11 protein-coding genes are annotated in these 12,979 nt (G+C 43.0%); 5 read left to right on the top strand and 6 right to left on the bottom strand.

The window, feature by feature from the left end:
• Positions 1–141: 141 nt before the first annotated feature.
• Complete coding sequence (locus M1F56_RS04420) at positions 142–387, bottom strand: YneF family protein (protein ID WP_000364982.1); 246 nt, start codon at positions 385–387, stop codon at positions 142–144.
• 332 nt (positions 388–719) lie between these two features.
• Here M1F56_RS04420 and M1F56_RS04415 point away from each other — a divergent pair, with 332 nt between their 5' ends.
• A complete protein-coding gene (locus tag M1F56_RS04415) occupies positions 720–5,843 on the top strand; it encodes an SIALI-17 repeat-containing surface protein (protein WP_247916981.1) in 5,124 nt (1,707 codons plus the stop codon).
• A gap of 69 nt (positions 5,844–5,912) precedes the next feature.
• On the opposite strand, the gene mraY is transcribed toward M1F56_RS04415, so the two are convergent.
• From mraY to rsmH, 4 genes are read right to left on the bottom strand one after another with little or no spacing between them, the layout of a single operon-like run.
• Positions 5,913–6,893, bottom strand: coding sequence for a phospho-N-acetylmuramoyl-pentapeptide-transferase (gene mraY, locus M1F56_RS04410; protein ID WP_247916980.1), 981 nt, complete (start codon positions 6,891–6,893; stop codon positions 5,913–5,915).
• 1 nt (position 6,894) lies between these two features.
• Positions 6,895–9,150, bottom strand: a complete 2,256-nt coding sequence (gene pbp2X, locus M1F56_RS04405; RefSeq protein WP_247916979.1) for a penicillin-binding protein PBP2X — start codon at positions 9,148–9,150, stop codon at positions 6,895–6,897.
• Between the two features lie 3 nt (positions 9,151–9,153).
• Entirely contained in the window at positions 9,154–9,471 is a 318-nt protein-coding gene (gene ftsL / locus M1F56_RS04400; RefSeq protein WP_247916978.1) for a cell division protein FtsL, read from the bottom strand.
• Between the two features lie 10 nt (positions 9,472–9,481).
• Positions 9,482–10,432, bottom strand: a complete 951-nt coding sequence (rsmH, locus tag M1F56_RS04395; protein ID WP_000159388.1) for a 16S rRNA (cytosine(1402)-N(4))-methyltransferase RsmH — start codon at positions 10,430–10,432, stop codon at positions 9,482–9,484.
• 162 nt (positions 10,433–10,594) lie between these two features.
• Here rsmH and M1F56_RS04390 point away from each other — a divergent pair, with 162 nt between their 5' ends.
• Genes M1F56_RS04390 through M1F56_RS04375 form a run of 4 tightly spaced genes read left to right on the top strand, consistent with a single transcriptional unit; the run spans position 10,595 to position 12,251 of the window.
• Complete coding sequence (locus M1F56_RS04390; protein WP_001082470.1) at positions 10,595–10,789, top strand: helix-turn-helix transcriptional regulator; 195 nt, start codon at positions 10,595–10,597, stop codon at positions 10,787–10,789.
• 15 nt (positions 10,790–10,804) lie between these two features.
• Positions 10,805–11,347 carry a DUF3278 domain-containing protein gene (locus M1F56_RS04385; protein ID WP_247916977.1) on the top strand — a complete coding sequence of 181 codons (543 nt, stop codon included), beginning with the start codon at positions 10,805–10,807 and terminating at the stop codon, positions 11,345–11,347.
• 10 nt (positions 11,348–11,357) lie between these two features.
• The gene (locus tag M1F56_RS04380; RefSeq protein ID WP_070567828.1) at positions 11,358–11,699 is read left to right on the top strand and encodes a hypothetical protein; all 342 of its coding nucleotides are present in this window, start codon (positions 11,358–11,360) and stop codon (positions 11,697–11,699) included.
• A gap of 12 nt (positions 11,700–11,711) precedes the next feature.
• Complete coding sequence (locus M1F56_RS04375; protein ID WP_247916976.1) at positions 11,712–12,251, top strand: DUF3278 domain-containing protein; 540 nt, start codon at positions 11,712–11,714, stop codon at positions 12,249–12,251.
• Between the two features lie 113 nt (positions 12,252–12,364).
• On the opposite strand, the gene M1F56_RS04370 is transcribed toward M1F56_RS04375, so the two are convergent.
• Positions 12,365–12,979, bottom strand: a complete 615-nt coding sequence (locus M1F56_RS04370) for a TipC family immunity protein (protein WP_000721852.1) — start codon at positions 12,977–12,979, stop codon at positions 12,365–12,367.

Below are 12,979 nucleotides of genomic sequence, written 5' to 3'. Positions count from 1 at the left end.
TGACCGACAGCTTGATAGAATGTCAACTGCCTCTCTCTTAATCATAATCAAATATCAATAGAATGCAAGGAAAAAGTCTTATCCTTGAGAACTATTGAACATAGTGAGAAGTCTGGAACTTTCATCCCAGACTTTTCCTATTTATTTCTTTTTATTGTTAGCAAGGGCTGCTTTTTGTTGGCGGATGATTTGGTGGTAAACTTGTTGTACCTTGGCTTCGCTTGGTTTTTGACCATTTGCACTCAAGAGAGCACGAACTGCCTCAGCGTTCAAACGTGGGTTATCCGCAAATTCTTTTTCGATTTGCTTACGAACCAAGTACATCCCTCCAAGAACTCCTCCTAGAAAAGCTAGCACAATCAAGATAATTGCTAAAAGTAAATCCATTCTTTTTCTCCTGTTTCTTTTTAAGTCTTTTATATTATACCATAAAGTGACTTTCCTGACTAGTTTGTTTTACGCTTTCAGGGAGGGGGTTAAGCTAATTCTAAGTTAGTCTTACAATCAGAATGAATTATGAAATTACGAATAATTCCACCCTTTCCTCTCTTTCTTCTACTTTTTTAAGAAAAAGCAATCTCAAATATGTTTTTCACCAAAAACCTCTTGACAAATGCTAAGCGACCATTAGAATGGGAGGTAAGGAGATAAATAGAAACAAAATAAACGAAACTGCTTTATAAAATGTAAGCGGTTTCGAACAAACAAAGGAGGGTTTTATGAAAAAACACTTTTGGGAGAAATCCTGTCGCTATAGCATCCGCAAGCTGACGGTTGGGACTGCTTCTGTTTTACTGGGGGCCGTTTTTCTAGTCAACCACACTGTAGCCGCAGACAGTGTTGAGGTCAAGCAAACTGAACCAACCTCTGTCGAAGCTAGCACTAAGCCTGATAGTGAACCCAAAGCAGCTGAAGCGACTGAAATTACACATCCGTCTCTAGCCGAGAGTCCATTAGTTTCCGAAAGCAAGCCAGCTAACGAGACTCAGACGACAAATAGTCAAGCTAGTGAAGAAGCCATTGTAGAAGCTAAAGAAAATAAGGAACCTGAAAAAGCAGATCAGCCGGTGACAAAACAAGAAAACTATCAACTCAACTACAATCAACCAACAGCTCCCTCCTATGACGGATGGGAAAAGCAAGCTCTTCCTGTCGGAAATGGAGAAATGGGAGCCAAGGTTTTCGGACTCATTGGGGAAGAGAGAATCCAGTACAACGAAAAGACCCTCTGGTCAGGAGGACCACAACCCGATAGCACCGACTATAACGGAGGAAACTACAAGGATCGCTACAAGGTCTTAGCAGAGATACGTAAAGCCCTCGAAGCTGGTGACCGCCAAAAAGCAAAACAGCTAGCTGAACAAAATCTAGTCGGACCAAACAACGCCCAGTATGGACGTTACCTAGCCTTTGGAGATATCTTCATGGTCTTTAATAACCAGAAGAAAGGGTTAGATACTGTAACTGATTATCATCGTAATCTAGACATCACAGAAGCCACTACAACCACTTCTTACACCCAAGATGGGACAACCTTCAAGCGTGAAACCTTCTCCAGCTATCCTGATGATGTCACCGTGACCCACTTGACCAAAAAAGGAAACAAGACACTTGACTTTACCCTTTGGAACAGCTTGACAGAAGACTTGCTTGCTAATGGCAACTACTCTTGGGAATATTCTAACTATAAGAATGGTCATGTCACTACAGATGCAAACGGAATCCTTCTAAAGGGAACTGTCAAAGATAACGGCCTCAAATTTGCATCCTATCTAGGAATTAAAACGGACGGAAAGGTGACTGTTCAGGACGAAACTCTGACCGTTACAGGCGCAAGTTATGCAACCCTCTATCTCAGTGCCAAGACTAACTTTGCTCAGAATCCAAAAACCAACTATCGAAAAGACATTGACCTCGAAAAAATAGTTAAAGGGATTGTCGAAGCAGCTAAGGCCAAAGACTACGAAACACTTAAAAAGGCCCATATCAAGGACTATCAAAGTCTCTTTAACCGCGTTAAACTAAACCTAGGTGGAAACAAGACTGCTCAAACGACAAAAGAGGCTCTTCAAGGCTATAACCCAGAAAAAGGGCAAAAATTGGAAGAACTCTTCTTCCAATACGGACGTTATTTACTCATCAGTTCTTCTCGTGATCGGACAGATGCCCTTCCTGCAAACCTCCAAGGAGTCTGGAATGCCGTAGACAATCCACCTTGGAACGCTGACTACCACCTCAATGTCAATTTGCAAATGAACTATTGGCCAGCCTACATGAGCAACCTTGCTGAAACAGCCAAGCCAATGATCAATTACATTGATGACATGCGCTATTATGGCCGTATCGCTGCCAAGGAATACGCTGGCATCGAATCCAAAGACGGTCAAGAAAATGGTTGGCTGGTCCACACCCAGGCGACACCATTTGGCTGGACTACTCCAGGCTGGAATTACTATTGGGGTTGGTCTCCAGCTGCTAACGCTTGGATGATGCAAAACGTCTATGATTACTACAAGTTCACCAAGGATGAAACCTATCTCAAAGAAAAGATTTATCCAATGTTGAAGGAAACAGCTAAGTTCTGGAACTCCTTCTTGCACTACGACAAAGAAAGCGACCGTTGGGTGTCTTCCCCATCCTACTCGCCAGAACACGGGACCATCACCATCGGAAATACCTTTGACCAATCGCTAGTCTGGCAGTTATTCCACGACTACATGGAAGTCGCCAACCATCTGAATGTCGACCAAGACTTAGTCACAGAGGTCAAGGCTAAATTTGACAAACTAAAACCACTTCACATCAACAAAGAGGGACGCATCAAGGAATGGTACGAGGAGGACAGTCCCCAATTCACCAATGAAGGGATTGAAAATCACCACCGCCACGTTTCCCATCTAGTTGGTCTCTTCCCAGGTACGCTCTTTAGCAAGGACCAAGCTGAATACCTAGAAGCTGCGCGTGCTACCCTCAACCACCGTGGAGATGGTGGTACAGGTTGGTCTAAGGCCAATAAAATCAACCTCTGGGCTCGTCTGCTAGATGGTAACCGTGCCCATCGCTTGCTCGCTGAACAGCTCAAGTACTCAACTCTAGAAAATCTTTGGGATACGCACGCGCCTTTCCAAATCGATGGCAACTTCGGAGCAACCAGTGGGATGGCAGAAATGCTCCTCCAATCTCATACTGGTTATATTGCTCCATTGCCAGCCCTTCCAGATGCTTGGAAAGACGGTCAGGTTTCTGGCTTGATTGCCCGTGGTAACTTTGAAGTCAGCATGAAGTGGAAAGATAAAAACCTGCAAAGCTTGTCCTTCCTTTCAAATGTCGGTGGAGACCTAATTGTAGACTATCCAAATATCGAAGCCAGCCAAATCAAGGTCAATGGCAAAGCAGTCAAGGCAACGATCCTTAAAGATAATCGTATCCAGCTTGCAACACAAAAAGGTGACGTCATTACCTTTGAACACTTCCCTGGTCGCATAACCAGTCTGACAGCCGTTCGACAAAATAGAGTCACTGCCGAACTTACCTTTAACCAAGTAGAAGGCGCTACCCACTATGTCATCCAAAGACAAGTGAAAGACGCATCTGGCCAAACTTCTGCAACTAGAGAATTTGTAACCAATCAAACTAACTTTATCGACCGATCACTAAATCCTCAACTCGCCTACACCTATACTGTCAAGGCTATGCTGGGCGAGCTTGCCACACAAGTGTCTGAACAGGCCACTGTCGAAACCTATAGCGAGTTGATGGACGACCGAGATAGTCGTATCCAGTACGGAGCTGCCTTTGGAAACTGGGCAGACGCAGAATTATTTGGAGGAACAGAGAAATTTGCTGACCTTTCAAAAGGAGACTACACAGACGAAGACATCACTGCCACCATTCCTTTCACTGGCGTTGGTATCGAAATCTATGGACTAAAATCGTCCGAACTAGGTCTTGCTACTGCTAAAATTGATGGCAAAGAAGTTGGCGAACTTGATTTCCATACTGCTGGGGCAACTGAAAAAGGCAGCCTCATCGGTCGCTTTACAGGATTGTCAGACGGACCTCACACATTGACTCTTAGTGTTAAACGTGAACACAAAGGACGAGGAAGTGAACGCTCGAAAATTTCATTAGACTACTTCAAGGTCCTAGCAGGAACAGGCAACACGATTGAAAAGATGGATGATCGCGACCCGCGCATCCAGTATGGTGCCCAGTTTAAGGACTGGTCTGACCCTGAACTCTACGGTGGTACAGAAAAATACGCTGATATTAACAACAGCGACTCTAGTGCGGCTTCAGAAGCTCAGGCAACTATTTCCTTTACAGGGACGGGCATTCGTATTTATGGCTTGAAGAGCCTTGCCCTTGGACGAGCACGTGTTACACTAGATGGCAAAGAAATGCCAAGTCTAGACTTCTACACTTCAGGTGCAACTGAAAAGAGAGCTTTTATTGGCGAATTTACAAACCTTACTGACGGTCCGCACACCTTGACATTACAAGTTGACTCAGATTCGCCAGAAGGTCGCAAGAAAATCTCTCTAGATTCCTTTGATATCATCAAAGCCCCTGCTATTGGTATAGATAGTCCAAGTATCGCACCTCTTAAGGAAAATGACAAAGAAATTTCCTTAACCCTACCATCTGGAGACTGGGAAGCCATCGCTGTAACTTTCCCAGGTGTCAAAGATCCTCTAGTATTGCGCAAAGTGGACGAAACGCATCTGGTTACAAGTGGGGATCAGACCGTGCTATCAATCCAAGACAATCAAGTTCAAATGCCAATCCCTGAGGCTACTGATCGACAAACTGGAAAAGCGATTGAAGCTTATGCCATTCAAGGAACTACCACAAGTAGCCCGGTCGTAGCTGTCTTTACTAAAAAAGATAAGAAGAAGGTTGACGAGAGCCAGCCAACTACAAGTAAGGGAGACGAACCAGCTCCTACTGTTGAAATTCCGGAATACACTAAACCTATCGGGACTGCAGGGCAAGAAGTGCCACCCACTGTAGAAAAGCCTGAATACACCGAACCTATCGGAACGGCGGGGCAAGAAGAGTCTCCTACTGTAGAAAAGCCTGAATACACCGAACCTATCGGAACGGCAGGGCAAGAGGAACCACCTACAGTGACAATTCCTGAATACACTGAGCCGATCGGAACGGCAGGGCAAGAGGAAGCTCCTACTGTTGAAAAACCTGAGTACACCGAGCCTATCGGAACTAGTGGGGATCAGGCTGCTCCAACCCTTAGCCTTCCTGATTATCCAGTTCGAGTCTTAAAAGATAAGGAAACTGGAGTAGAAATTATTGGTGGAGTCAGTGACCTAGAAGGAATTTCTCACATCTCTAGCCGACGTGTCCTAGCTCAAGAACTCTTTAGCAAGACCTATGATGCTTACGACCTACAACTGAAAAATCCAACAGATCATAGTTTGCAGCCAAAAAGCTCTGTCTTGGTTCGCTTGCCTATTTCAGCTAGCGTAGAAAAGGTCTATTATATTACTCCGACCAAGGAGTTGCAAGCCCTTGATTTCGACGTTCGAGAAGGAAAGGCAGAATTCATCACTAGTCATTTCAGTACCTATGCTGTCGTCTATCAAGCTGCTGGAACAGCCCCTAGTACAGATGAAAAACCAAGTACTTCAGATGCAGAAACCTTGGCACACGAGGCTGAACAACCTTCAACTAGTCCTAGCCTTGCTAAAGCTGGAAATCATTCTCCTAAAGAACAACTTCCAGCAACAGGAGAAGCGTCCAACCCACTCCTCTTCTTAGCAGGACTCAGCCTAGCCCTTACAGCCACTTTTATGTTAAAAGGAAGAAAGGATGACTCCAACTAACCTTTAAACACACAAAAACAGGATGAAGATCACCTTCATCCTGTTTTATTTTGTCATCAAAAGTTATGTTTACAGCAGGTATAAAAAGGTTAAGGTCAAGAGACTTGCTAGAAGCCCAACTCCCCAAAAGAAGAAATCAACCTTCCACTCACTCCAAGGATTGCCCTTGCCTGAGAATCCTCCAAGCTCAAAATGATGATGGACAGGTGTCATACGGAAAATACGCTTTCCACCACTAAGTTTGAAGTAGGTAACCTGCATCATAACAGAACTTGTCTCAAAAACATAGATAATCCCAATCAGCAAAAGCGTCCATTCTTGATGGAGGGCCATAGAGATTGCTGCCAGCATCCCACCTAGAGCCAAACTTCCCACATCTCCCATAAAGACCTTGGCAGGCTTGTGGTTAAAGACGAAGAAACCTAGCAAACCACCAATCATGGCAAGAATCACAAGAAGGATATCCAGTTGATTTTGCATATAAGCAATCACACCGTAGGCCGATAAGCTAATCACCACGGAAATACTTGCTAAGCCGTCAATCCCGTCTGTCAAGTTTACTGCGTTTGAAAAGCCAACTAGCCAGAAAAGGGCAAAGAAAATATAGAAAATGCCTAGATGAACTTGGTAGCCAAAGACCGAAAGCATGTCGCCACCACGCTCATAAAAGAGGTAGAAAATCACTCCTCCAAGGAGCTGGAGAGCAAGTTTTTGCTTGGGATTTAAGCCTTCGTTAATCTTACGAAAGACCTTGAGGAAATCATCCAAAAAACCTACCAAACCATACAAAACCAAGATAAACAAAATCATGCCGACATTGTTGGTCAATTGTTGGGTAAAGAGAGCAGCCAGAAAGCTCACAACTACTGCAACAATCAGGAAGACAAGACCTCCCATGGTTGGAGTCCCAGCTTTAGCTTGGTGTTGCTTGACATCCTCATGCATCTGCTGACCCGTAATCTGTGCTTTTCGATAAAATCGGATAAAGGCTGGAATACCTATCAAGGTCAATAGAAAGGCCAGAATTCCAGCACTAATGGAACTAATCATCTTAATCTCCTAAAGTTATTTTCATTTTTTTAATGTCTTTGAGGGCTGTATTGGCACGGACACTTTGTTTCTTGACCGTTTTGCCACTACCTTCCCACTCGACTTCTATATTCAGCCATTTAGCAAATGTTTGCACATTTTCATCTGTCCAGCCGTACATATCAGGCATTTCTTCGACCTTATCTGACAGGATCAAGATTTGCTGATTGGCTTCCAAATTATCTCCTTCAGAAACCGAGAGTTCCTTGATCTTGGTTCCTGTTCCGATAACGATTGGTTGGACAAGGTTACGACGCAATTCCTCTGCTAGGTCACCTGGGGTAAAGTCCTTGGTAGCTGGCATGGCATAGCTTGTCGTCTTGCTGACCTGATCCAAGTTCTTAGCAGTTGACTGAAGATTGAGGGATTCTTTCATAGCAGAAGCTCGTTCAAGGATTGGGTTGGCAAACTCTCCCAGCTGAACACCCGAATAATGCTCTGGCTGTTGCACCGTCACATAGAGGATAAAATCAGGATTTTCTGCAGGATGCATCGACACAACAGAGAAGATATAGTTGGTTTCACCCGTTAGGTAACCCCCATTCTTCTCATCAGCAATCTGAGCAGTCCCTGATTTGAGGGCAACATTCTGTCCCGGAACATTGACATTTGGTTTTCCTGTGCTGTGGTTATACATGGTACCGTAGACAGGATCTGTTCCGACCATGACCATGTGCTCCCGAGTAGAGGACGCTGCTGCTTTTGACACAGGATTTCCGACAATTTCCTTCTGAGACTTACGAACAGATTGGTCATTTGGATCATAGAGGGCGCTGATAAATTTCGGTTCCAACATAACCCCATCGTTGGCAATGGCTGTAAAAGCACGTAGCATCTGGGTCTGCGTTACAGAAATCCCCTGACCAAATGAACTCTGAGCAATATTAACAATATTGTCCGCTGGAAGTTGGCCTGCATATTCATCTGTCAAACCAAAACGAGTTGGAACTCCAAATTTAAAGCGGTTTAGATAATCCAACCAAGTAGCATCTCCCATTTTTTGTTCAAGTAGACTCATTCCAACATTACTGGAGTGAGCGAAACCTTGTGAGAAAGTCATCATCCCACCAGTCGTCAAACCATCATTAACATCCCAATCTCGAGTCGTCGCATCCGCTATTTTAAATTCATTGCTATTGAAGTATTCTCCACTTGGGAAGGTATTATTATCAATAGAAGAAGCTAACGTCATAACCTTCATGGCTGATCCTGGTTCATAGTTACTTTGATAGAGGATATCACGCCAGACAAAGTCTTTTGTGATGCCATCCTTGGTATCGGCATTGAAGGTCGGCCGTTGGGTCGTAGCGAGGATTTCTCCTGTCTTAGCGCTGACCAAGGTAGCCGTCATATACTTGCCTTTTACCTTTTCCTGGAAGGCATCCATCTGAGTTTCCATAAAGGATTGCAAGGGACTAGAAAGGGTTGTGTAAACATCCTTTCCGTCTACCATGTGTTGGGAAGCCTGCTCCGTACCCGGAACAATATTTCCCAGACGATCCTTCTCATAGGTGATGATCCCATCTGTACCTGCAAGAATGCTATTTAAAGAACTCTCCAAACCAGATGACCCAATCAAACGCTTGGTTCCATCCTCATTTTCATGGAGTTGCGCTAAACCGATAAAGGAAGAAGCAAACTGTCCATTGGGATAACTGCGGTTAGGGCTAGTTGTAAAGTCAACCCCCTCAACCCCAGCTGTTTTGAGGTCATTTTTAATGGCCATCATATTGGCATAGGTGATTCCATTTCCCTTGGCTCCAAAAGATACCTGTTTCAGATCTGGTTGAGAAAGCTGTTCTTTGACATAAGACTCCTCCATATCTAGATATTTATGGAAAATTTCAGCCACCTTATTAAATTGAGAATCCTCTACATAGAGGATTTTACCAGTTGCTGACTTGTAGTTCTTGTCAATAACAGCATATATATTATAAGAAGTCGCATCCTCTGCAATAGGCGTTCCATTACGATCGTATATAGTCCCTCGTTTTGCAGGAATCGTCTTGGTTGTTTGGTGAACCTTTTTGGCCTCTTGAACCAAATCCTTACCAAATTTACTACCCGTTCCGATAATAACCGCAAAGTTCACCAAAAAGACAGCGAAGAGTATGACAGCCAATAAACTCAGGCTTTTCCCTACTCTTCGGCGGTTTTCTTCTGGAGATTTGCGATTACGAACGGCATAACGGATGATTTTTTCTTTCCACTGTTTCATATCTTACTCCGCCGCTCGGATATTTTCATTATTCAGCTGCAAATCCTTGGAGTTTGCAATTTCTTTCAAACGCTCTGAACGAATCAATTCATTGACCTCTTGCTTGGCATCGTCGAGCTCGGTTTTCTTTTCTTCGATTTGAGCATTGACCTTGGTTAATTCATTCTGAACTTGTAATAGCTTGGTTTGCATAAACACAACACTAAATGCCAGGATAATCATTGTTGCAGCAATCGAAACATAGAAGGCCTTTTCCACACGTGAAAAACCTTTAAACTTCGTTTGCAATAACTGGCTTGTTTTTTCGATTCTTTCTGCCATGCTTTTCCTCTTACTTGTGAATTTTTCTAGCCACGCGCAACTTGGCTGAATGCGAACGGTTGTTGGCCTCTAGCTCTTCAGCACTTGGCAAGATTGGCTTGCGGGATACCAATTCCATCTTGGGCTTAAGGTCATCTGGAATGAAGGGCAAGCCTTTGGGAACTTCCACTGTTGAAGCCTCCTTAAACAACTGCTTGGTCAAGCGGTCTTCCAACGAATGGAAGGTAATGACCGAGATTCTCCCATCCAGAGCCAGCATGTCCATGGCCTGCTGGATGGATTCATCTGCAGCGCCCAGCTCATCATTGACTTCGATTCGGATAGCCTGGAAAATCTGCTTGGCAGGGTGCCCCTTTTTCTTGAGTTCCTTAGCAGGCTTGGCCGACTTGATAATCTCTGCCAACTCCGTCGTCGTCTCAATGGGTTTCACCTCACGCGCTTGCTCAATCTTGCGGGCAATCTGTTTAGAAAACTTATCCTCACCATACTTGAAAAAGATACGGACCAAGTCATGATAGTCATAATGATTGACCACCTCATAGGCCGTCAGACTAGCTTCCTGATTCATGCGCATATCCAGTGGTGCATCCTTTTTATAAGAAAAGCCACGTTCACGCTGATCTAGCTGAGGACTGGACACTCCCAAGTCATAACAAATTCCATCAATTTCCTGGACACCAGCCTCCTGCAAACGTGCCTGCAAATGACGGAAGTTATCCTTGATAAAGGTTACCATCCCCTTTTCGATATAGGGTGCCAACCGTTTTTGTGCATTGTCAATGGCATTCTGGTCCTGGTCAAAGGCATAGAGATGCCCTTTTTCGCTCAATTTACTTAATAAATATTCGCTATGGCCTGCTCCGCCCAAAGTCGCATCAACGTAGATACCGTCAGGTTTTACGTCAAGCATATCAATCGTTTCATGAAGCAAGACCGTTACATGATGAAATTCTTTTGTCATATCTTATCTATTTTACCACAAATCCGACCAGCTTGCACTTGTCAGACAAGGCTAAGTTTCTTCGAAAAAAATTCCCAAAAATATGTCATATATACTTGACATCTCATCCCCGAAAGAATATAATATAGTCAAATATATACGACATATCAGAAAGGAGACCCTATGAATCGTGTCAAAGAATTCCGCAAGGAATTGGGCATTTCCCAGCTCGAGCTCGCCAAAGATATCGGTGTCTCGAGACAGACCATCAACATGATTGAAAACGACAAGTACAATCCAACCCTGGAACTCTGTCTCAACCTCGCCCGCAGCCTCCAAACTGACCTTAATAGTCTTTTTTGGGAAGACGATTTTTAAAAAAGGAGCAAACAAATGAAAAAAGAAACTCTCACTGAAAAACTCATCAAACGCATATACGGTATTTCTGGTCCCCTTGACGAACACAAACGGCGCGAGGCCGATCGTATCGGGAATCAGGTCTTTATTGTCCTCTTTTATCTGATGACATTTGGCAATCTTATCCCGCTCGTTCTTGCCTATAAATACCCACAAATTGTCGCTATCGGTTATCCTCTCGTGGTTTTTGGCATTTCGATGGTAGCTGCCCTCTATGTGGTCTCTCAAACCAAGAAAACGGGCATCACAGCTATTGATCCCGAAATACTGAGTCAAAAAGAAAGTAAACAGCTACATTTTCCGGGTCTAAAAGCCGGTCTGATCTACGGCATAGCGATATTTTTTATAATGCCACTCATCGATACCCTAACCAGTGAAAATCCAAATTTCATCAGTTCTCTTCTGAATTCAAAACATATTTTAAAAACTATACTGGGAGCGTTCTTTTTTGGACTGATGATGCAAATTGTTGTCTCTCTTCGCATTCGAAAAGCCAAGAAAGAGCAAGAAGACGACTAGGAGGTACCTTATGAAATCACTAGCTAAACTACTGATCAGTCATGTTTTTATCAGTATCTTTGTTACCTTTTTCCTACTTTCTGGACATATTGAGCATCCTTTCTTGATTATCTTTCTTTTATTCCTTCCTGTATTGAACAAGGGACAGAGATTCCAGAAAATCCAATCAAAAAAAATACGTCTTCTAAACGCATCTCTCTGTTTTATCCTCGTATCCTTTCCACAACTTTTAACAAATCCTATGGATTGGAGATACCTGGTATTTCTAATAATCTGTATCATTTTTAGTTTGGTTTACTTCTATACTCTCTATCAACTCTTTAAAGAAGTCAATCAAAAATCGCTCATTTAGGAGGTTACTCCCATGAAAAAAGAAGATTTCACCACTCGCTTACTCAAACTATTCTTTCACATACAAGGGCCTTTTGATGAATGCCGTCAAGAGATGATTTACAAGGCTTGTGCTCGTTCCTTGATCCAAATCATTTACTCCTCCCTCCTACTCTTCTTGTTCTATCTCCTATTTGGACGCTTCATAGAGTTGGTTCGAGATGCCATGCCCTACCTCTATTTTGGACTTATCTTCGTCCTCTCATCTAGGGCGAGACTAGCAGTTCGCGACTTACGTTTGGATAAGGATGACCAGTCCGAAATCCCTCACAAAAGCTACAGCAAAAGCCAAATCAACCTTCGTAGTTGGGGTGTATTCGTCAGTATTCCAATTGGCTTGTTTGTCTTATCAGCCTTTCACAAACTCTTTGTTCAGCATCTTCCCCTTGATACCTTTTGGGACAATCTCTCCCAGTTCGATAAAACGCTCCCTTTACTAGTCTTGGGTTTGGGAATTGGAGCTATCTTTGGAAGCATGACCTATGCCTTTTTATCGGAACACGTTAAAAAATAGACCAAGATTCGCTAATTTCTCATTTTATAGGCAAAGAATCCCACCTAGCTTGTTCTAGGTGGGATTTCCACTTCAATTCATAGGATATTTTCCAAAATATCTACTGATCCCTATCACCAATTCTCCCACTGGGTTTCAATCTTGACATCACCATAATTGCTTGGCGAGTATTTACTGTCATAAATCGAGCACCAATCTTTCAGGACTTTCTGATTTACGATTTCGTCGTAGTAAGAATCCAAATCCTTGGCAGTGATACCGTACTGCTCTAGGTAAGATTTCACTTGGGTTTCGTCTTCGATATAAGTTTCCGTATCCGCTTTCTTTAAACCTATTTTTACAAATTTTTTTAAAACACGATCCTTACGAGAATAGTTATCCCATATTCTAACTCTAACATTTGGCCCAATTCGCTTTTCAAACGAGATTGAACTTAATTGTGTTTTTGTAGCAAAATTAAAACCAATTTCGATTTCAAAATAGTCTTCTGGGGTATTGTTTTTATTATAAGTTCCAAATGGATAATATTTAGAATACTCTCCATCACTTGGCCAATCAGGTCTGATTTCAAATCCATCTATATTTCTTAAAATATTATTTGACCGATAGGTTTTCTCCGTCTCTTGGTAAATTTCATCAAAAATATTTTTAGGTTGTTGGATAAAAAAGTAGAAACAAGATAATACAATTAGTACAAATAACACTACTAGACCGAGTATTTTTTTCAT

The organism is Streptococcus oralis (assembly GCF_023109005.1).
GTDB classification, from domain to species: Bacteria; Bacillota; Bacilli; order Lactobacillales; family Streptococcaceae; genus Streptococcus; species Streptococcus oralis_BU.
This window is presented reverse-complemented; position numbering and strand designations above follow the sequence as displayed.

What these genes read in the sequence shown, in the direction of transcription:
- M1F56_RS04420 (WP_000364982.1), bottom strand. Translation starts at nt 387, where the DNA reads ATGGATTTACTTTTAGCAATTATCTTGATTGTGCTAGCTTTTCTAGGA.
- M1F56_RS04415 (WP_247916981.1), top strand. Translation starts at nt 720, where the DNA reads ATGAAAAAACACTTTTGGGAGAAATCCTGTCGCTATAGCATCCGCAAG.
- mraY (WP_247916980.1), bottom strand. Translation starts at nt 6,893, where the DNA reads ATGATTAGTTCCATTAGTGCTGGAATTCTGGCCTTTCTATTGACCTTG.
- pbp2X (WP_247916979.1), bottom strand. Translation starts at nt 9,150, where the DNA reads ATGAAACAGTGGAAAGAAAAAATCATCCGTTATGCCGTTCGTAATCGC.
- ftsL (WP_247916978.1), bottom strand. Translation starts at nt 9,471, where the DNA reads ATGGCAGAAAGAATCGAAAAAACAAGCCAGTTATTGCAAACGAAGTTT.
- rsmH (WP_000159388.1), bottom strand. Translation starts at nt 10,432, where the DNA reads ATGACAAAAGAATTTCATCATGTAACGGTCTTGCTTCATGAAACGATT.
- M1F56_RS04390 (WP_001082470.1), top strand. Translation starts at nt 10,595, where the DNA reads ATGAATCGTGTCAAAGAATTCCGCAAGGAATTGGGCATTTCCCAGCTC.
- M1F56_RS04385 (WP_247916977.1), top strand. Translation starts at nt 10,805, where the DNA reads ATGAAAAAAGAAACTCTCACTGAAAAACTCATCAAACGCATATACGGT.
- M1F56_RS04380 (WP_070567828.1), top strand. Translation starts at nt 11,358, where the DNA reads ATGAAATCACTAGCTAAACTACTGATCAGTCATGTTTTTATCAGTATC.
- M1F56_RS04375 (WP_247916976.1), top strand. Translation starts at nt 11,712, where the DNA reads ATGAAAAAAGAAGATTTCACCACTCGCTTACTCAAACTATTCTTTCAC.
- M1F56_RS04370 (WP_000721852.1), bottom strand. Translation starts at nt 12,979, where the DNA reads ATGAAAAAAATACTCGGTCTAGTAGTGTTATTTGTACTAATTGTATTA.